At 45.2% G+C, this 18179-nt stretch carries 21 protein-coding genes, 1 tRNA gene and 1 pseudogene; 5 read left to right on the top strand and 18 right to left on the bottom strand.

The annotated features are described in order from the left end of the window. Positions 1-16 precede the first annotated feature (16 nt). The gene (locus tag HRE53_RS10785) at positions 17-1000 is read right to left on the bottom strand and encodes an NAD(P)-dependent oxidoreductase (RefSeq protein WP_235110410.1); all 984 of its coding nucleotides are present in this window, start codon (positions 998-1000) and stop codon (positions 17-19) included. A 104-nt stretch (positions 1001-1104) separates the two neighbouring features. Then, positions 1105-1566: a hypothetical protein gene (locus HRE53_RS10780; protein ID WP_235110409.1), complete on the bottom strand. Its 462-nt coding sequence runs from the start codon at positions 1564-1566 to the stop codon at positions 1105-1107. A gap of 124 nt (positions 1567-1690) precedes the next feature. On the opposite strand from HRE53_RS10780, the gene HRE53_RS10775 reads away from it, so the two are divergent. Then, positions 1691-3295 carry a DUF6399 domain-containing protein gene (locus tag HRE53_RS10775; RefSeq protein ID WP_235110408.1) on the top strand — a complete coding sequence of 535 codons (1605 nt, stop codon included), beginning with the start codon at positions 1691-1693 and terminating at the stop codon, positions 3293-3295. Here the strand turns inward: HRE53_RS10775 and HRE53_RS10770 are convergent. The 5 genes from HRE53_RS10770 to HRE53_RS10750 are packed head-to-tail and all read right to left on the bottom strand — an operon-like array spanning position 3269 to position 7169. Next, on the bottom strand, positions 3269-3685 hold the full coding sequence (locus HRE53_RS10770) for a hypothetical protein (protein WP_235110407.1): 417 nt from the start codon (positions 3683-3685) through the stop codon (positions 3269-3271). The genes HRE53_RS10775 and HRE53_RS10770 overlap by 27 nt on opposite strands. 12 nt (positions 3686-3697) lie before the next feature. Further along, positions 3698-4234: a metal-dependent hydrolase gene (locus HRE53_RS10765; protein WP_235110405.1), complete on the bottom strand. Its 537-nt coding sequence runs from the start codon at positions 4232-4234 to the stop codon at positions 3698-3700. Positions 4235-4236: 2 nt separating this feature from the next. Beyond that, a complete protein-coding gene (locus HRE53_RS10760) occupies positions 4237-5940 on the bottom strand; it encodes a glycerol-3-phosphate dehydrogenase/oxidase (protein WP_235110404.1) in 1704 nt (567 codons plus the stop codon). Positions 5941-5983: 43 nt separating this feature from the next. Continuing rightward, complete coding sequence (locus HRE53_RS10755) at positions 5984-6631, bottom strand: glycosyltransferase family 4 protein (protein WP_235110403.1); 648 nt, start codon at positions 6629-6631, stop codon at positions 5984-5986. 22 nt (positions 6632-6653) lie between these two features. After that, positions 6654-7169, bottom strand: a complete 516-nt coding sequence (locus HRE53_RS10750; protein ID WP_212666419.1) for a glycosyltransferase — start codon at positions 7167-7169, stop codon at positions 6654-6656. A gap of 334 nt (positions 7170-7503) precedes the next feature. On the opposite strand from HRE53_RS10750, the gene HRE53_RS10745 reads away from it, so the two are divergent. Further along, positions 7504-8505, top strand: a complete 1002-nt coding sequence (locus tag HRE53_RS10745; RefSeq protein ID WP_235110401.1) for a glycosyltransferase family 2 protein — start codon at positions 7504-7506, stop codon at positions 8503-8505. Positions 8506-8682: 177 nt separating this feature from the next. Here the strand turns inward: HRE53_RS10745 and HRE53_RS10740 are convergent, their stop codons facing one another. From HRE53_RS10740 to HRE53_RS10720, 5 genes are all read right to left on the bottom strand, one after another. After that, positions 8683-9291 carry a peroxiredoxin gene (locus HRE53_RS10740; RefSeq protein ID WP_235110400.1) on the bottom strand — a complete coding sequence of 203 codons (609 nt, stop codon included), beginning with the start codon at positions 9289-9291 and terminating at the stop codon, positions 8683-8685. A 185-nt stretch (positions 9292-9476) separates the two neighbouring features. After that, positions 9477-10670, bottom strand: coding sequence for an NAD(P)/FAD-dependent oxidoreductase (locus tag HRE53_RS10735; protein ID WP_235110399.1), 1194 nt, complete (start codon positions 10668-10670; stop codon positions 9477-9479). A 72-nt stretch (positions 10671-10742) separates the two neighbouring features. After that, positions 10743-11246: a 2'-5' RNA ligase family protein gene (locus HRE53_RS10730; RefSeq protein ID WP_235110398.1), complete on the bottom strand. Its 504-nt coding sequence runs from the start codon at positions 11244-11246 to the stop codon at positions 10743-10745. Positions 11247-11301: 55 nt separating this feature from the next. Then, positions 11302-11538 carry a 50S ribosomal protein L28 gene (rpmB, locus tag HRE53_RS10725; RefSeq protein WP_212663429.1) on the bottom strand — a complete coding sequence of 79 codons (237 nt, stop codon included), beginning with the start codon at positions 11536-11538 and terminating at the stop codon, positions 11302-11304. A gap of 32 nt (positions 11539-11570) precedes the next feature. Continuing rightward, positions 11571-11659, bottom strand: a tRNA-Ser gene (locus HRE53_RS10720). Positions 11660-11852: 193 nt separating this feature from the next. Between HRE53_RS10720 and HRE53_RS10715 the strand changes: the two genes are divergently transcribed. Then, complete coding sequence (locus HRE53_RS10715) at positions 11853-12485, top strand: sigma-70 family RNA polymerase sigma factor (protein WP_212663428.1); 633 nt, start codon at positions 11853-11855, stop codon at positions 12483-12485. 1 nt (position 12486) lies between these two features. Here the strand turns inward: HRE53_RS10715 and HRE53_RS10710 are convergent, their stop codons facing one another. From HRE53_RS10710 to HRE53_RS10695, 4 genes and pseudogenes are all read right to left on the bottom strand, one after another. Continuing rightward, on the bottom strand, positions 12487-13092 hold the full coding sequence (locus HRE53_RS10710; protein WP_212663427.1) for a CPBP family intramembrane glutamic endopeptidase: 606 nt from the start codon (positions 13090-13092) through the stop codon (positions 12487-12489). A gap of 79 nt (positions 13093-13171) precedes the next feature. Next, positions 13172-14187 (bottom strand): annotated as a pseudogene (locus tag HRE53_RS10705) (DUF3326 domain-containing protein). A gap of 41 nt (positions 14188-14228) precedes the next feature. Beyond that, a complete protein-coding gene (locus HRE53_RS10700) occupies positions 14229-14417 on the bottom strand; it encodes a hypothetical protein (RefSeq protein WP_212663426.1) in 189 nt (62 codons plus the stop codon). A gap of 41 nt (positions 14418-14458) precedes the next feature. Further along, positions 14459-14779, bottom strand: coding sequence for a 2Fe-2S iron-sulfur cluster-binding protein (locus HRE53_RS10695; protein ID WP_212663425.1), 321 nt, complete (start codon positions 14777-14779; stop codon positions 14459-14461). A 344-nt stretch (positions 14780-15123) separates the two neighbouring features. Between HRE53_RS10695 and HRE53_RS10690 the strand changes: the two genes are divergently transcribed. Next, positions 15124-15879, top strand: a complete 756-nt coding sequence (locus HRE53_RS10690; protein ID WP_212663424.1) for an FHA domain-containing protein — start codon at positions 15124-15126, stop codon at positions 15877-15879. A 4-nt stretch (positions 15880-15883) separates the two neighbouring features. Here the strand turns inward: HRE53_RS10690 and HRE53_RS10685 are convergent, their stop codons facing one another. Beyond that, entirely contained in the window at positions 15884-16318 is a 435-nt protein-coding gene (locus HRE53_RS10685; protein WP_235110397.1) for a ferredoxin, read from the bottom strand. Positions 16319-16852: 534 nt separating this feature from the next. Between HRE53_RS10685 and HRE53_RS10680 the strand changes: the two genes are divergently transcribed. After that, positions 16853-17743: a M23 family metallopeptidase gene (locus HRE53_RS10680; protein WP_212663422.1), complete on the top strand. Its 891-nt coding sequence runs from the start codon at positions 16853-16855 to the stop codon at positions 17741-17743. Here HRE53_RS10680 and HRE53_RS10675 read toward each other — a convergent pair. Continuing rightward, positions 17740-18159, bottom strand: coding sequence for a TerB family tellurite resistance protein (locus HRE53_RS10675; protein WP_235110395.1), 420 nt, complete (start codon positions 18157-18159; stop codon positions 17740-17742). The genes HRE53_RS10680 and HRE53_RS10675 overlap by 4 nt on opposite strands. Positions 18160-18179 lie beyond the last annotated feature (20 nt).

Raw genomic sequence — 18179 nt, 5'->3', positions numbered from 1 at the left:
ATTTTGGTTTACTAAGTTATATCCAACCCCGCGCAACATACCCATTTAGCGTTTCACGAATACAGTCTTGGATAGAGTATTGGGGTTCGAAATCTAAGACTTGTTTAGCTTTAGCAATGGAAAAAGCACGGTTATTTTGAAAAAAGCTGACTCGCCGTCGATGCAAAGGTGGTTCTATGCCAAAGGGTTCGCAGGCTTTTTCGCAGATAGTCGCTAAGGCTAAGACAGGAGCCATTGGCAATCGAAGACTGGGAGGTTTGACCTTCAGCTCGTCTGCAATGATTTGGCAAAGCTGATTTAAAGAGATGTATTGCTCTCCTCCGACAATGAAAGCTTCGCCGTAAGCTTTGGGGTTTTCGATACAGGTCAAAAACCCTTTAACTGCATCATCTATATAGGTGGGATGAAATAGAACTTCACCACTGCCAACGATAAAGAAATTACCTTTGTTAATCATGCGAAATAGCTTTAACATGCGCCTATCATCAGGACCAAATAAAGAGATAGGTCGAATCACAGTAATAGGTAGATTATGATCTTGGTAAAATTTCCAAACTTTTTGCTCAGCAATGAGTTTAGTCTCTTGGTATAAATCTGTTGGATTGAAGGGAGTAGACTCATTTGCAGGTATTTCAAGTACTGTGCCATGAACGCCAATTGTGCTGCAGTGAATTAAGTGGCGAACATCATATTTGGCAGCTGCATTCAATATATTTTCGGTGCCTTGAACATTGACGGAGTATGCTTCTTGGTTATCTGATCCGCCTTTCCTAAAGTTAGAGACGACATGAATAACAACATCAACACCATTAACAGCTGTTTCTACTGCCTCACTATCCCGAATATCTCCGTAAAATATATTGATGCCTTTAGCACTATTGTTGGTTGACTCTTTACCCGGACGTGCCAATACTCTTACTTCTTTGCCTTCTTCTAAGAGTTGGGTCACAATGTGACTTCCTAGAAAGCCTTGACCTCCTGTTACTAATACTTTTGTCATAGAAACTCACTTTAGGTAATAGATGTATAGAATAGTCTGTTGGTACAAGATCTATATTAGAGGGGCTTGTAAAGGATAAAAGAATTTATCGATCTGTTTTCTTCTTAAAATCGAATTTTGAGCTGGTTTTGTAAAAATATCAATGGATTTTCCAGAGCACCATAAGGCTGAATTTGTATGGTTGAGTCTAACAATATGTCTTTGAGACTAGAGCCAGGTGTATCGAGATCGAGAGTTCCTTGTATCTGGAAGCCAAAGCGCCCAGGACGAGATGCTTCTTTTACTAAGGGCAATGGATCTGTACCGGGTAGTATTTTGATGGCTTGTTTACGGGCTTGTTTGAGATAAACAGGGTTGATCCAGAAGTTGGGCCGATTGCTATTATCACCTAGTAATAGGGGGGGTGTTTCACGAGCCTGAATCAGTTGATGAATGATTTTGCCTCTGCTACCGAACCATTTGCCAAATCCCCAAGGTAAGACAGGAATACCTTTCGCAGCTTGGATCGCATGAATAGTATCCAAGACAGTCATACCATTATCGATAAATTGATCGGCTCCCAGCATAAAGCGGGAAAAGACCTGAGTATTTCCAGATAGGATCGCACTCCTTTGTAGGTGAAATAGGAAAGAGTTCTGCGATTAGTCACAGAGAGCTGTATCGTACCTTTGCAAGTCAACAGAGGAAACGATGAGCCTGACAATACGAGAGCGCTGCCAAGCCGTCACTGATTGTCTGTTCGAACAGGGAGTAAAAGGGATTGCGAAAATTGCTGCTGCGACAGGTCTATCAAAAAGCAGTGTTCATCGTCATCAACAGGCTATCGCTCGGCGTAACCAATATCCAGAGTCACTATGGTGGGAAACCCAGACAGGGAGTCAATGGCTCAGGGTGATGGTCTTAGGAGTGGTGTACTATTTCGGCATCAAACATGGGGTGGGAGCTGAGAGTCTATCAGAATTTTTTACAGCGATTCACATAGATGCTCATGTGGGCGTTTCAGCCAGCTCCCTTCGGCTGTTGAAACGCAAGATGCGAGACGCGATTATCGCCTATGATGTTGCGCAACAAGAGCATTGCCAACCCACAGAAGGTCAGGGCATCTGTGTCGGTGGGGACGAAACCTTTTTTGGGTTGCCTATCTTAGTGATGTTGGAATTGGCTAGTGGCTTTATCTTCACAGAGGTGGAACGTCCCAACCGTACTTATGCCACCTGGCAAGCCCAGATTCAGCAGTGGTGGACCCGCTGTGGATGGCATTGTCATTTTATGGTGAGTGATGGTGCTCCAGCCCTGATTAAATTAGCTGTATCAGGCTTAGGCTGTGTCAGTGTTTCTGATTTATTCCATGCCCTGAGTGCCTTAGCCCAACCTATCGGCAGTGATATGGGTCGTCAAATCAGTCAGTTGAACAAAAAAGCGACTGTACTTCAACAGCAACTTCTCAACGTTCGAAGTGAGGCTAAACAGCAACAACTCCAACAATCAATAGCGGAGATTTCTGCTCAGCAGCAGTCTCTGGAGCAGGACAAGACGGCCTATCATCAAGTTCTTCATCGCCTTACCCAAGTCATTCATCCGTTTAATATCAAGACTTTGGAATGGCAACTGTTTGATGATCTATCGGCTGAGCTGAAGGCTCCCCTCGCCCAGATGTCTGCTCTAGCCAAAACCTATGGTGCTCAGAAAGGGAGTAAAGCTATTGACTCATTCCAACAACAGATTCCATCAATGGCTCAAGGGATTCATGCTTGGTGGCTATGGGTGACTCAAGCGCTAAAGGGAGTCACAGATGATCTTGATGTACAGAACTGGGTACTCATGTGCCTATTGCCCTGGGCTTATTGGCAACAGCAAACGGACAAAACCCGGAATCCTCTACTCAAGGCAGATTATCGAAAGGCGACTGAACAAGCTTATGACCAGTTGCTTAAGCACCCCATAACTCAACAGATGGACTCTCAAAAAAGCCAGGAGTGGGTAGACTGGGCGCAATGGATGAGTACGAAGTATCAACGAACTTCCTCCGCAGTTGAGGGACGGAATGGCTATCTATCCCGATTGCATCATGCAGCCCGAGGGTTCTCGGAAGAATCCTTGAAGGTACTCACCATCATCCACAATTTTGACCTCAAAAGAGCAGATGGCACTACCGCAGCACAACGGCTTTTTGGGCATCCTTTTCCTGATGTGTTTGAGTCAGTTATTAGCTCTATGGGGGAATTGCCAGTGGCACGTCAGTCTTCAAAAACAAAACGGCCTAACCCTTTAACCCAAGCTATTTTCCCGGCTTAAATTGATACCCAATTGATCTGAAATGATTGATAATACTTCTATATTTTCTTGGGTGACAACTTGATGTCCAGCTAAGAGGAGAACTTTGTTCCCAGATGCATGGTGTGCATATAAAGACTCTGATTCATGCGTCTTTTGAAAGGTCCAGTCGCTGTCTTCAAGGCTATGCCCATTTTCGAAGTGGCCACTTATTTTCTGAAAACAGCTATTTTTACCAATCTCAGTTAATATCAGTACTCCTAAGTATTGTGATGAACTAATATTAGCTTTGTGAGCAGCCGTCTGAAAGTTTTGCAGTGATGAATCTAAGACATCTGATAGTGCGAAACATTCATGGATATGAACATGGGAATCAACCAGGATATTAGGAGGTGATTGAGAATTATTCATTAGATATATTAACTAAGTGATTTTATTTCTTCTAGATTTAAAAATGATATTGAGTATCGTCATTAAAAAGAAGCTATAGATTGTCTCAAAAACAATGAAGATAATATGACCTGAATAAAATAAGCCTTCAGAATGTCTCACGCTTGGGAAAAAAGATACTGAAGACATAAAATAGCTATTGGTAAATGGCCAAAATAACTTCATACCTGCTCCACCTGCAGTCCAATAATCTAAAAATAGATGTGAAGTATAGATGCCAAGTGTTATTAGGAATAACTGTTTTACTTGGGGCTTGTTAAAGGCATAGCAAATAATTGCAACACTAAAACTTATCAGGAAAGCTAAACTCAAGCTATGGGAAGGTCCCCTATGAAATTTCCCCTCTAAGAGTAGTTGAGGGATAAAGTCTAAATCCGCAACATTGCCAATCAAAATGATGTAAGCAAGATCCTGCCAGCGATGTCTTCCTAAGAGTGTTGATCGACTATTTAGAGAAGTAAGCTTGAAAATGAAATATGCAGTTGTAGAGTGAGCAATAGGAGAAGGCATAATTACATTCCATGAAATGTTGCTGTTTTGCCCCCCATGAAAGATGGGCTATCCAGAACCCATTTAGATTTCACCTCTTTTAGCTCTTGTTGGGCCTTAGATTCTTCCCAAAGGAGTTTTGTCTTCATTGCTTCTACACAGGTTTGTAACTCTGCTTCCATTGGCATGCCTGCTGCGCCGATTCCAGTTCTTCTAAAAACAACATCGCTAAGGGTTTGGGCCATCTCTTCTTCAAGTGCATAGGCCACTTGTGCTTTTAATAGGTTTTGGCTAGAAAGTGGTTGTGAGTCTTGTTCTAAATGTTGGCATACAGATGGATAGGCAGTGCCGTAACTATAAAGAAAATGATTGATGGACGGTTTGTCAGCTATAGCATCTAATGTATGGCGTCCTTCTTCTAGAAAGTCACTCAGATTCTCGATGTTTCCACCATGTAAAGGTTGATGAGCAGATTGAGAGGGTTTAGCTATCGTTCCTAACATGGACACTGCTGCATCAACTGCATGAATTGCAACGTTTCTTGCAGTTGTATATTTGACTCCAGTGACTGATATGAGGCCTTTAAATCCTGCTTGCTGGTAGTCTTGAATTTGGTATTGCTTCGTTAACTGTACATTGGCAGTTGGTGCTGTTTGGCTACTGGGTAGTAGACCTCGATGTACGAAGTAAACGTCTTGAGTGGTGAGTTTCGCGGGTGGGTAGGCATGATTGATTTCATCAATAAAGCTTTGGACATCTTGCTCAGGAACTGATAGGTGATCGGGGGCTCCATTGTAGTGGGAGTAAGTGGTACCCACTAGAGAGTAACCTTGCCAAGGTGCTATGAAGAGTAGCCGGTTTTTGCGCTTCAGAATGGCATCTTTATCGGTGTAATTGGCTTTACTGTAGATGCCGACGGCATAGTCGTGATCAAAGAGAGAGCGCGTAACGATGTTCATTGCCAACGCAAAAGGCTGAGGTAATGACAGAGGTTGATCTAGCAGTCCCAGGACTTCATTAATCCATGGCCCGCTGGTATTAATGATTGTTTTGGCTTGAATATCAAAGGTGGTTTGAGTTAGAGCATCCGTTACTTGAGCGCCAAGGATGGTATCTCCATCTTGTAAAAAATCAGTGACTTTAAGATAGTTGGCAGCTTGTAACCCAAGCTGAGTCGCAGACTGTAAATAGGCAAGCACTAACCGCTCGGAATTGAACACTTGAGCATCGTGGAAAATAGCTCCCCCAGTGAGGCCATCTGCGGAAATGCCTGGCATGGTCTGTAGGCATTCGGTCGCAGATATTGTTCGACCGGCAGGGATATGTTGTTGAGGATCGGGCAATCCGTGGTTGCGATCGCAACTCACCCAATCATTAATTTTTAGTGCCACCGTCATCGCTTCTATGCCTTTCAATCCATGCCCATAGGTCGGCACCAACACAGGCAGGGGATGCACGAGGTGAGGCGCAATTTTCATTAATGTGCGCCGCTCATAAATAGACTCTCGCATCCGCTTAAAGTCAGCATGCTGTAGATATCGCAGGCCACCATGGATGGTTTTTAGGCTATTAGCTGAGGTCGCCCCACAAAAATCTTGTTTTTCGACCAAAGCAACGGATAAGCCTCTTAGGATTGCTTCATAGGCAACACAAGCCCCATAAATGCCGCCGCCTATGACTAAGACGTCAAATTTAGTGTTGGATAATTCCTCTAGATTTCGTTGCATAAAACCAGTGGCATCCTAACGCTTTGGCTGAAAATAGAGCATATTATTGATCAATTGAGGCAGCATTGTTGAACTCTAACTGTAATGAATCATATAAGCTATTGAGCTGCTGCTTATAAGCAGAAAATGAGTGCCTTTGTTGCACCATTTTCTTGGCGGCGACTGCGAGGGTTTGTCTAATTTGAGGATGGTTGGCTAGGTGGATAATTCCCTGGGCAAACGCTTCTGGGTTAGGCGCACTGAGCACTGCCACCTCATTATCCAGAACCCAATTATGCGTTGGCAAATCAGTGGCGAGGACGGGCTTACCACTATCAAGATAAGAATACAATTTCATTGGCGTATTTCTTCCTTTAATGCGAGGAGAGAGCAGGATGTCTGCTTGGGCGAGATAGTACCCTAGATTCTCTACCGAGCGTTGCCCTAAGAATAAAACTTGGTGGTCAATGCCGATATTTTTCGTTTTTAACTTATATTTTGCAATGTCGCCATCTTTACCGCCGATAATGACGAGCTTTAAAGGGACATTAAGAGCAAGATTCTGGGCTACTTTAAAGCCATCCAGCAGCAAATCAATCCCCTGATAAAGCTCTAAATTACCGACATACATCAGAATGAGCTCATCAGGCTGACAGTGCTCTCTGATATTTTCGTTGATATTATCCATATTGGACGGGTGAGATTTCGTCATTGCAGATGATTCTATTCATCAGTTATGCCTTTTTATTCGGGGCAGAGTAATCTAAAAGCGAAATGTCTGGTAAAACAACCACTCGCTTCGGTTTGTAGACTTGAATATCTTCAGATAAGGTTTCGCAAACAGGTATCACCACTTTGGCTTGTTGGACGGCCAGTCTTTCAAAAGCATTGAAGAGAAAGCGCAAAGACGAGAGAAATGAAAATTTCTCAATCATTTGCTGTGCCAGGGATGAGTCCATATCATAGATATAGGGTGTTCTAAACACGACTTTAAGAACCAACGCGATAAAAGCCGATTCTTCAACCGAATGGACGATATCATATTTATACTTCAAACAGAGGTTAATAGCCTGGATCAGCATAAAACCATCACAGACCAGTTTTTTCCCAGAAAAACCTGGACTGATATTTTTAATAAATGGTAATTTAGGAGTCCGATAGATCCGCACGTTGTCATAGACAACATCATCCCCTTCTGGGAAAGTCAGCATATCAACCTGATCTCCCCTCTCTGATAGCACTCTGAGCATAAGATCAACTGCGATCGGTGTACCACGGGTCTGGAAAAATGGATGTGGAGCTAAGAGTAGAATCCTCATGTGGTTCTCTAAGACTAAAGGTGTTAGGCCTTCAGGTAAAAAGGCTTTAATGAACGTTATTTGGTATTGCTAAGAATTTAGCACTCAAGTATTTTACCCAAGTTTACCTTCTAGAAGAGGCGAGTATTGGTCCTAAATAATGTTAGTTATAGAAGGTATTTGAGCTTTGCCTGGGTCGTTGAGTTGCGAAAAATGCTCTAAATACCGTTCTTGGCAGTTTTCTTGAATGAAGTCCTCTGAAGTGAGTTAATGAATAGCGAGTGAGATGAAATTACCAATGCTAATGCAAGACCAAAAAGCCAAGATCACTCAGCCCGAAATATCGGTCATTATCCCCATCTATAATGAGGTCGAAAGCCTGGAGCATCTCATTTGTAGAATTTCAGATACCCTAAATGATACTCAGGTCAATTATGAAATAATCTGTGTAGATGATGGCTCGGTAGATGGTACGACTGAGTTGTTAAGAAAACAAGTGGATCTATACCCCCGGCTACGGGGAGTTGTGTTGCGCCGGAATTATGGACAAACGGCTGCCATGTCTGCTGGATTTAACCATGCCCACGGCGAGATTTTTGTCACCCTTGATGGTGACTTGCAAAATGAGCCAGCTGATATTCCATTGCTGTTGGCCAAAATGAATGAAGGATACGATTTGGTCAGTGGTTGGCGTAAGGATCGACAAGATGCTGCGTTGACGCGCTTGCTCCCGTCTAAGATTGCCAACTTGATGATTGGGTGGATTACAGGGGTTAAGCTGCATGATTATGGTTGTTCCCTGAAGGCCTATCGAGCAGAGCTGATTGCTGATATGAACCTGTATGGAGAATTACACCGATTTTTACCGGCGTTAGCTTTTATTGAAGGTGCCAGAATTGCGGAGCTGCCTGTGCGTCATCATGCCCGCCAATTTGGTCAAAGCAAGTATGGACTAGATCGGACTTTCCGGGTGGTCATGGATTTGTTGACCGTATCCTTTATGAAAACCTTTTTAACTCGTCCCATGCATGTTTTTGGGCTTTTGGGGATTACCTTTACTAGCTTAGGGGTCTTGACGGGTGGCTATTTAGTGTTTTTAAAGTACGGCTTGAGTGAAGGGATTGCCGACCGCCCCTTGCTGATTTTATCCGCTGTGCTTTTATTGACAGGGATTCAGCTCTTTTCAATTGGATTGTTAGCAGAGCTCTTAATGCGAACCTACCATGAGTCGCAAAGTCGCCCTATCTACCGGGTAAGAGAAGTTGTCCAAACAAATTCCACAGACTGAAGGCATAAGCCAGGTGATAAGCATATTGCCATCTATCAGGTTGTTGAATCTGGTTAGCAATCTCGGTAAAGCAAAGGCTTGTATGATCTATGAAGGGCCAACGATATAGCCCTCAAATACGCAAGCTCTGTGAGTATTTGAGGGCTATGTTGCAACTTAAATGTTGCCTAAAATATGTTAGATGGATTCGAAGTAAACCTTAGATTTCACTGGATCAGGGTTCATAGTCTTATCCCCTGGCTGCCAGCCTGCTGGACAAACCTCATCGGGATGAGACTGAACATGTTGAATAGCCTGCAAGGTGCGCAGGGTTTCATCAACGTTACGGCCGAAGGCGAGGTTGTTAATGGTGGTATGTTGTACAACGCCTTCTTTATCAATGATAAAGAGACCTCTTAAGGCAACACCAGCATCTGGATCTAGAACGTTATAAGCAGTGCTAATTTCTTTTTTAATGTCAGAAACCAAGGGGTAGTTGAGGTCGCCGACTCCTCCAGATTTGCGGTCGGTCTGGGTCCAAGCTAAGTGGGAGAACTCGCTGTCTACAGAAATACCTAGAACTTCAGTATTTAAGTCCTTAAAAGCATCATAGCGATCGCTAAATGCTGTAATTTCCGTCGGACACACGAAGGTGAAATCAAGGGGATAGAAAAAGATGACAACGTATTTACCCCGGTAATTGGAGAGTTTGACTTCACTAAATTCTTGATCGTAAACAGCCGTTGCTGTAAAGTCAGGTGCGGACTGGCCGACCCGTAAACATTCATGCGCTTCGTGTTGCGACATAACCAAATTACTCCTATAGGGTGTTGATTGCAGATACTGATACCTGCAAAGGTCAATCGACTGCGTGCAAAAAAACGAGTGTATCTATGGCATAAATCCAGTTACACCCCAATCACTATACCGCAAACTCAGAACCGTTCTGATTTGCTTTCCTGTCTTGCTTGTAGGGACTAACTTTACCGCTTCTATCTAGCTGTGTTGAGGGCGGATAAAATAGGTTTGAACATCCAGTTAAACCCAATTTTAAGCTGATGGTCGAGGGTGGGCATGCGGTAAAGATAAATCAAACGTCGAGCCATAAATGCGAGGGGGCCATCGAGCTGTACGCCCAGTCCAGACATGGCAGCTGAGTCTTCTCCTAAGGTCAGCATTTCTCCCAGATGAGTGTAGTGAAACGGCAGTAATGGCCGTTGGGTTAAGGAAGCCCACAGGTTCCACCCCACACAATCTGCTTGTTGAATAGCCACTTGGGCCGTTTTGGGATTCGGCTTTCCTTGCGGATCACGACAGTCTGCTAAATCACCCAAGGCGAAAATATTAGGTGAGTCTTGGACCTGCAGGGTTGGGTCAGTTAAGAGTTGGCCGAGGTCATTATGGAGAAGAGGTAAGGCTTGAATCGGCTGTGCGATCGCAGTTCCCACCGTCCACAATACCAAGTCTACGGGGAGCGTATCGGGTTTATCCTTATACCTAAGCGTCATTTGCTTGGCTTCTAGGGATTCAATATTGGTCTCTAGATCCGTCCAAACTTGTCGTTTTTCTAAGGCTTTTTCGGCCGCTGCTTGATTGAATTCAGGGGCTGATTTGAGAATTTGATTATTCCGTTCGATCAGCCGTATCCGACCGCGATCGCCTAAACGATCCGCTAACTTACAGGCGAGTTCCACGCCACTGGGACCTGCCCCCACCACTGCCACTCGAATTTTTGGCGCTTCGGATGTTTCTAAGGTTCGTAATCGATCTTCAAGGCGATAGGCATCTTGCACCGTCCGAAACGGCAGGGCATATTCCGCCGATCCAGGAACTTGGTGTAGAGGCGTTTCTCCTCCTAGGGCTAGGACTAAGCGATCGTAGGAGATGGATTGATCAGATAAGGTAACCTGCTGCTGAGCTACATCAATCTCCTTAACACCGCTTTGAATAAAACGCACTTCTGTATTGGCTAGAAGTTCGCTGTAGGGTGGGGCAATTTCCCAAGACTGGAGTTCTCCTGTAACCAATTCATACAGTAAGGGTGAAAACAGAAAATGATCGTTCTGATCCACTAAAATAATTTGGGGTTTCAGCTCATTCCAGGGGAGCTGGCTCAAGCGAAGAGCGGTATAAAGTCCGCCAAAACCACCTCCTAAAATACAAATTGTTGGCTGATGTTCAGTCATGCAATCACCCTTCAAAGGAAGATCTCGATACCTTAAGGATACCAAGGGATTTTAAGTCGGAGGTGGAGAACATTAGGCTTCAAAGATGGCTTGAGAAAATGTCTCCCAGCGTTGACCATTGTGTTGGAGGAGGGTCAATGTGGTAGCGATAAAGTGATGCTCAAACGGACGATCTTGGCAATGGGGCCATGATGCATAAAAATTGGCCCGTGTTAAACCGCGAAAGGCCACTGTCATATGGGGAATGAATGAGCGAGACTGAGATCGAATGTCTTCGATGTCCCAAACTTTTTCACAATAGGTTTGTAGCTGAGCCTGTAAGGCCAGGAGAGCTGGGGTGCGTTGTATATGGATATAAATAACGCGAGGTTCAAAGACTCCAAACCCCGAGAGCCGAATTGACAGCGGTTGCAGAGCATTAGTCCATGCAGTTAACCCTTGGATCAACGCTGTAATGCTTGGATGATAAGTGTTAGAAGCGGGTGGCCAGTCAAAAGGAGATTGCAGAGTAATGTGAGGTGGAGAATTTAGTGCTTTGCGGCTTTGATACTGCTCCACAAATTTTTTTGTATACAACAAACTTCCTCCTGAATAGCTTCGGGAGGAAGGAGAGCTAAAAAATATCGAGTCACTATACCTGGTTAAGGTTAATCCCAGCTTCGCGAGCGAAAGTAGCGAGACCTTTTTTCTCAAGAGTCTTAATCGCTTTAGTCGATATTCTGAGCTTGACCCAGCGTTTCTCTTGGGGCCACCAGATTCTTTTCCACTGCAAGTTTGCTTCTTGCAACTTGTGGGTTCGGCGGTGGGAATGGGAAACAGCAAAAGCATTATTTGCTTTTTTTCCCGTTAATTGGCATTTTTTGCCCATGAAACTTAACTCCAACAAAAAGCTGCAAAAAACGGAGAGGGAGGGATTCGAACCCTCGGTACGGAATTCACCGTACAACAGATTAGCAATCTGCCGCTTTCGACCACTCAGCCACCTCTCCGGGTGAGCAAAACTGATCATAACAGATCTCACTGATGACAGCAGGGTTCTCTGGTCTAGATTGTGATATTTTTGTCGAAGTTTATAAATGAGCCAACTTCCACCACCATCAAAATCACTTTGGTATGAGTTGAGCCTCTATAATATCGAGATCAATTTCTCACGCCAGGCTGAGGAGATATGGAATATCCGTTATGAAACTGCCAGACTTCCCAGAATCCAATCATCCCTTGGTGCTGTCGTTGCAAAATTACAGTGACCAAGAGCTAGTGCAAGGGTTTCAGCAACACCCTGATGAAGGCAAGTACTTTATCGCTCTTTTTTGTCGGTTTGGCGCGATGTCTTATGCTCTCCTGCGCAATATGGCAAGATCCCACCTACAAGTCGATTATCTTTTTGCCCGAGTGTGGCGCAATATCTTTTATGAACTCAATCATTTGGTGATGGAGACAGGAGGACCGAGTTTTTCATTACAGGCATGGATGACCAATAAGGTTGCTGCCTGTATTACGGAAGATCAGCTCCCGGCGGTTGAAACGATTCAATACACTTTGTCAACCGCTCCCCCACCCCTATGGTGCTATATCCAAATTGCTTTGGATCATGTGCCACCCTTACCTAGGCTGATTCTAGTCTTGTCCCAAACCTTCCGTTGGCAAGACCCTCGGATTGAGGCAGTTTTGCAGGCAGAAGGGCAAGACATCACGTCTGATGATATCAACCAATATCGACAAGACGCCTATCAAGATCTGCAAAACGCATTGCCCCAGGATATTCAAGAGATTTACTTCAGTGGGTCGTCACAAACATCTCTATTCTCTTCTTAGGCTAGGTCTTCCCCAAGGGATGCTGGGGAGGGTGCGTGATTTTCCACGACACTCCCGTGATGATATTGGTGGTGAGATGGGCAATAACGGGCACCAGCAAATTGCCTGTACTCCAAGCGCTATAACCGAGGACAAAGCCAACGACGGTGACCCAAACCACATAGGACCATTGTTGGGGACTATTGAGATGCAGTACCCCAAAAACGATGCTAGATAAGATGAGACCCACCCAGTTCAGGCCTACCCACGGGAAGATTACACCTCGAAATAGTAATTCTTCACTCAGGCCTGGTAACAGCCCTAACCAGATTAAGTCTGTCCAGACGAGGGGCTGAATGACAAGCTGTAAGTATAAGGATGCAGATAACCGATACTGGGGCCATAGCTGATAAATAACAGCACTAGCAGCTGTAATCCCTAAGCCAATGCCGATACCCAAAACAGCATTTTGCAGTTGCCAAGTCATGGGTAAGGTTGCAAATGACCCAAAATATTGGATAACCTTAGCCAAAAATAGTAACAGTAATGCTGTCACTCCCATGGCAATCAAGACTTGTGTGCGAGTCAGGGACTCTAGTTCAGGCTGCTGATTAGGGCGATCAACCACAAAGATATCAAAAGTTTCAAATACCTCTATAACCTATCAGTTATTGCGAAAGGCCGCATAGTGTAGGTAGAGCCGCAGATTAAAGCAGGTTATGAGGGACGAGGGGGAGAATAGCTGGACGCAACGTTCTTGCATCAACTCCTGCTTTAAGAGCTGTGAGTACACCCACGGCTTCGGCATAGGACTGCACAGGGATACTGTCAATGCCCAAGCTCTGAGCCGTTGCATTCATGGTAGTGGTATTGTCAGTCACTGTAATGATTTGAGCTGAGGTAGGGTTCAAACTCAGAATAGTGCCGCTACCGCAAGCGCTGGCTGGGACAACAACTGCATCAACTTGATCCTGCCAGAGATCCGTGGACTGGCCGGAGTCACTAATAAATTGAGGGGCTCGCGATAACCCAACTAAAACGGAAGGGAGAAAGGTATAGCCTAATTCTTCGGCGGCTGCCCGGGGATTCAAGTGCGGATCTAGGGGGTAAGGGGGGAGAGGGCAGGGGCATGGGCGCAGGGAATTCGAAACTGCTGGACGACCAGATGGCTAATGACAGCCTCAGCACCCGCTAAAGCATCAACCCCTTGACCTTGACGATAGGCTTGAAGTGCATCGCTGTCTAAGTCATCTGGGAACCGGGCGACGACTGCGATCGCACTAGCGTTACGGTCAGTAATCAGGTGTTCAACGGCTCTTAGCAAACTGTCTGGATGATCCAGGGTGCCCCAGGTAGCACCAGAATCAGCGGTTTTAAGAGTTACCCCTAAAGGCGTATCAGTGATACAGACATCCGTGATGCTCACTCCTAAAGTAGCGCGGGCAGCATCAATAGCCTGCAAATGACGCAGGTGCAAATCAGGTTCGATGGCTTGGTCTAGAACGACGCCAATGCGGTTTTGGTGGACAGGTCGTAGCCCCCACCGTCCGGCAGCAAACTGATCTAACCCATAGCCTTCTACATACCAGGTATTAGGGATGGGCCAGTAGAGTTGGGCCCCATTGAGAACATTGGGATGAGTGATGATGCGATCGCAAACCACTGACAAGGTCCGAGCGACCGGAATGGCATCCCCTGCATAACCACCGATCGCTGCTCCAATGCCTGTTGGTACCAATAAGACAACGGTAAAAGGTCGAGAGGCTAGCGAGATGAGACGGTTTCCTCTGACTTTAGAACCACCGCTTCAACGGTAGCCGTCTCAGACTGGACCTCTGTGACGGCCCAACGTAGAGGCTCACCTTGTTCACGGAGCTTGGCTTCAATATTGGCTTGCAACTCTGTGGTTGAAGCATCTAGCTCAATTTCAGCTTCAATAAAATGAGTGGTCATGATGTTTATCTCCAATGTTGACGGTAGTGCAGCGGACCCATTTACTGAGCTTGCCCAAACTGCAATTTGTATACCAGTTCTTCTTTGTTAGATTCAAGCTTGATATCGGACCGTGGGTAGGAAACACACAATAGTGCATATCCCTGATCCAATAAATCGGGCCCTAAGCCCATCGCATCTTCTTGTTCTACTTCACCTTCCAAGATCAGAGAAGCACAAGTGGTACATACGCCAGCACAGCAAGAACTGGGTAAATCAACTCCAGCATCCTGAGCAGCTTGCAAAATTGTAGTGTCTTCAGGGACGCTCACCGTATGGACGGCGTCTTGATGGTGAATCTCTACGGAATAAGTCTGTGACATGGAATCAGCAACCGTAACCTTCTATTGGCTCATGAGTGATTAGCCTCTATTGTTTCATATTCTTTCCCTAAACCAAGGGAGTGACGCTTGAAAAGGTGTAGAGGTTGGGAATCCTAGGTATAGACAACTTCAATTTTGAGAACAGGTAAAATCTTGACTTGCGGTTCCTAAGTCCGGGAACTTCTTTGCTGCAAGATTTTAACCCTGGCACCCTCATTCGCATAAAGTCTAGTAACTGTTGCTACTAACTAGTGAGACGGTTGTTCGGCCATCCGAGATGAGGGAAGTTAGCGTTGATGTCTTATGTAGACTGATTTTACGGTTTCCTCAGGAATTCCCCTAACATGCACGACCCTAAATACGATTCTGCTGAACGGCACGTTCTGGTTATTAACGATGGTAAACGTCGTGCAATTGCCCTGGACTCGGCAGCCTATTCCATTGGGCGGGATGAGTCTAATGCTATCGTGCTGGATTCTCCCACGATTTCCCGTAAGCATGCCATCCTCCTCCGCTTGCCTACTCCTGGAAAAAGCAGCTATCGTTACCGATTAATTGATGGAGACTCTGAAGGCAATCGCAGTGCTAATGGTGTATTTGTAAATGATAAGCGGTGTAGCTCTCAAGAGCTAGCCGATGGTGATCGTCTTGGCTTAGGACGAAAAATTAAAGCGTCCTACCTTGTGGTATCTATGGGCGAAGCAGAATTTATCCGGTATTTGGAATCCACGGATTTTCAGAGCCTCAAATCTGATGCTGTGAATCCTAAAGCAACCGTGGTTGCTTCGGAAGCAGAATTGTCTGCATCGCCTACGGCCAAAACCCGGCTTGCCCGAGACCCTGCTGCTATCCTTTCTCAAGCGAATTCAGGCCCTGCTGCCCTGGACACCATGCCCGAGTCCACTGCAGCAGGCTCTAGGCAGCAAAGAGCAGATGATGGGCGACAAAAACAAACCCTTATTGTTCGCCAGCAACCTCGGCTATGGATGCTGAGTGTGCCAATTGTGCTGATTATTCTGGCTGGACTAGGCGGATGGTATTGGGTTAGCCAACAAGAGGCTCAACAACCTTCTCCCACATCAACGACTCAAAGTGAATAAAGCGCTATTCGGTCTCTAACGAGTTTGCCGGTAAAGGATGCTGAAGGAACAAAAATTCTGAAACGATTTGGTTCTTCAGCAAATGTTCTTGAATAATCCTTTCAATGACGGTTGGTGTGGCGGAATGGTACCAAACGCCATCCGGATAAATCACGATAATTGGACCTTGCTGACAAACGCGTAGACAATTGGCTTTGGTACGAAAAACGCAGCTGCCGTTTGGCTGATCTAACTCCAGCTCTTTCAATCGCTGTTTTAGATACGTCCAAGCTTCTATACTGGCCGCCTTATCACAGCATTTATCTACTGTTTGATCGGCACAGATAAAAACGTGACGCTGGATTTTTGCCAAACCCAACGCCTTCACTGTTTTTTGTAAAGCAGACTCTTCTGGATGAGCAGTGTCAAATGCTGCATCCTTGGGGGACTTCTTAGTCATTCGTGAAACTAACTCAAGGGATCAAGAATACTAATGGGCAGAGCCATTGCCATGATAATCATCAGAATCGTAAAACCCATTCCGGGTCCCGAAAAATAGGCACAGTACGATAAAAATGGGTGTTAATCCAACTAGGATTATCTTGATGTCCATAATTCTAAAATGATGTATTGAGCTAAGAAAAGCTGTTCTTAGGATATATCAATCCACGGATTCTGTGGATCTGAGGATTAGCTGAGTGTGGTAGTTGTTGTATCAGCCCTATTCTCATCATACCCATTCACGGCTGGCCCTCTTCCGTATGAGTAAAAGCGTGTAAAAATGTCTGCTTGAGAGATAAAATGTTGGCGAGCAGAGATTCTTCAATATTGCCTGAAATTTCGTTCAGATCTGCTAGTACGGTTAACACGGTGGTCTGCCAAGAAATTTCTCTATGCCCCAAATGCAGTAACTGCCTTGTTTTTTTTAAGAAATATTTAAGATTGGTCTCATAATTTGATATGATTCTTCACGAATCCTTTGTGTTGGGCCTCTATGCGTTCTCTTCTTCCGATCCCGAAGCGCTTTCGGATCTTGATTACCCTAACAGGACAACGTTCCATTAAGTTCTCGGTTAGCCCTATCCTGATCATTTTGGGCTTATCAATGGCTGCTGTTCCTGCGGTCTGGGCGGGTAAGACCTTCCAGGCATTGCAGCAGATGCAGCAAAGACATGATCAGTTGTCAGAATCAGCCGCTGAGGTTTTAGAAGAGTTAGAAGTATTAGATGAAGAAGTCGAAAAACTTCGTCAGCGAGCGGGATTATCTACTGCAGAGCGCCAGCAAGTCAATGTAGAAGACAAAGGCGGAAAAGGCGGTGTTTCCGTTGTTGTAGATGCGGAGCAGCAGCTCCAGTTTGCGAAATCACGCTTACCTGCGTTGGCATCACGTCTCAAGCAGCAAGTACAGCCAGCGTTAGAAAAGACGTTACAAGCAGAAGAAGCCCGCAACGCTGCCCTACCTCAAGGTAAGCCGACCAAAGGTAATAGTCCTATTTCTTCTGATTTTGGTTTGCGTCCCGGTCCTTTTGGGGGTAGTGCAGAGATCCATGACGGCATAGATTTGTTGGGCGATTATGGCGCTCCCATTTACGCAACAGCCCATGGCAAGATTGAACGGGCTGGATACTCTGGTGGTTATGGGTATCACGTCGTCATTCAGCATGGGTATGGATACCAAACTTTGTATGCCCATCTTTCCAAATTAGCGGTTAAGCCCAATACTTCCATTAAGCGAGGACAGTTGTTGGGCTTTATGGGAAGTACAGGGCGATCGACAGGGACGCATTTGCATTACTCGATTTATCGTAATGATAAGCCAGTCGATCCAAAGCCCTATATGGTGTCTAAGCAGCTTCGGGACCAGGCGTTTACCTCTGCACCTTAAGGTAAGCTGGCAAGGGTTTGCAGTGCTTTGTTCACGTAAGAGCCAATATTTCTGACTAAGTTAGTAATGTGATTCGGGTCATCAGGGATCTTAGCCATTAAGGCATGATACTCATCTAGGAGGTCATGCTCTATCTCTGACACTACATCATCTGCAATTAATAAATTGCCAATGGCTGCTAAAAGCTTAAGCCGTTCCTCTTGGTTTGTTTGTCTCAAAAACTCAACGATCCAGCGTTCAGTTTGTTGAGGAAGAACAGGCTCTTGGAGGAGGCTCTGTAACTCGGTATCCTGCGTGAGATGGTAGCGATCTAGCACCTTTTTGAGATAGGTAACCTCAGGTTCACTGAGGGTATGGTCTACCCAGGCTGAACCGATCAAAATTTGCAGAGTTAAGCGTTGATGTTCTGTATCCATAAGGGTTGCATAACAACTGC

Origin of the sequence: Acaryochloris sp. 'Moss Beach' (genome assembly GCF_021497025.1) — a bacterium.
Classification (GTDB): domain Bacteria; phylum Cyanobacteriota; class Cyanobacteriia; order Thermosynechococcales; family Thermosynechococcaceae; genus Acaryochloris; species Acaryochloris marina_A.
This window is presented reverse-complemented; position numbering and strand designations above follow the sequence as displayed.

Coding starts and splice junctions, on each gene's coding strand:
- HRE53_RS10785 (WP_235110410.1), bottom strand. CDS start 1,000: ATGACAAAAGTATTAGTAACAGGAGGTCAAGGCTTTCTAGGAAGTCAC.
- rpmB (WP_212663429.1), bottom strand. CDS start 11,538: ATGGGCAAAAAATGCCAATTAACGGGAAAAAAAGCAAATAATGCTTTT.
- HRE53_RS10735 (WP_235110399.1), bottom strand. CDS start 10,670: ATGACTGAACATCAGCCAACAATTTGTATTTTAGGAGGTGGTTTTGGC.
- HRE53_RS10745 (WP_235110401.1), top strand. CDS start 7,504: ATGAAATTACCAATGCTAATGCAAGACCAAAAAGCCAAGATCACTCAG.
- HRE53_RS10760 (WP_235110404.1), bottom strand. CDS start 5,940: ATGCAACGAAATCTAGAGGAATTATCCAACACTAAATTTGACGTCTTA.
- HRE53_RS10695 (WP_212663425.1), bottom strand. CDS start 14,779: ATGTCACAGACTTATTCCGTAGAGATTCACCATCAAGACGCCGTCCAT.
- HRE53_RS10685 (WP_235110397.1), bottom strand. CDS start 16,318: ATGACTAAGAAGTCCCCCAAGGATGCAGCATTTGACACTGCTCATCCA.
- HRE53_RS10765 (WP_235110405.1), bottom strand. CDS start 4,234: ATGCCTTCTCCTATTGCTCACTCTACAACTGCATATTTCATTTTCAAG.
- HRE53_RS10750 (WP_212666419.1), bottom strand. CDS start 7,169: ATGCTCAGAGTGCTATCAGAGAGGGGAGATCAGGTTGATATGCTGACT.
- HRE53_RS10675 (WP_235110395.1), bottom strand. CDS start 18,159: ATGGATACAGAACATCAACGCTTAACTCTGCAAATTTTGATCGGTTCA.
- HRE53_RS10755 (WP_235110403.1), bottom strand. CDS start 6,631: ATGACGAAATCTCACCCGTCCAATATGGATAATATCAACGAAAATATC.
- HRE53_RS10780 (WP_235110409.1), bottom strand. CDS start 1,566: ATGCTGGGAGCCGATCAATTTATCGATAATGGTATGACTGTCTTGGAT.
- HRE53_RS10770 (WP_235110407.1), bottom strand. CDS start 3,685: ATGAATAATTCTCAATCACCTCCTAATATCCTGGTTGATTCCCATGTT.
- HRE53_RS10715 (WP_212663428.1), top strand. CDS start 11,853: ATGAAACTGCCAGACTTCCCAGAATCCAATCATCCCTTGGTGCTGTCG.
- HRE53_RS10775 (WP_235110408.1), top strand. CDS start 1,691: ATGAGCCTGACAATACGAGAGCGCTGCCAAGCCGTCACTGATTGTCTG.
- HRE53_RS10690 (WP_212663424.1), top strand. CDS start 15,124: ATGCACGACCCTAAATACGATTCTGCTGAACGGCACGTTCTGGTTATT.
- HRE53_RS10680 (WP_212663422.1), top strand. CDS start 16,853: ATGCGTTCTCTTCTTCCGATCCCGAAGCGCTTTCGGATCTTGATTACC.
- HRE53_RS10740 (WP_235110400.1), bottom strand. CDS start 9,291: ATGTCGCAACACGAAGCGCATGAATGTTTACGGGTCGGCCAGTCCGCA.
- HRE53_RS10700 (WP_212663426.1), bottom strand. CDS start 14,417: ATGACCACTCATTTTATTGAAGCTGAAATTGAGCTAGATGCTTCAACC.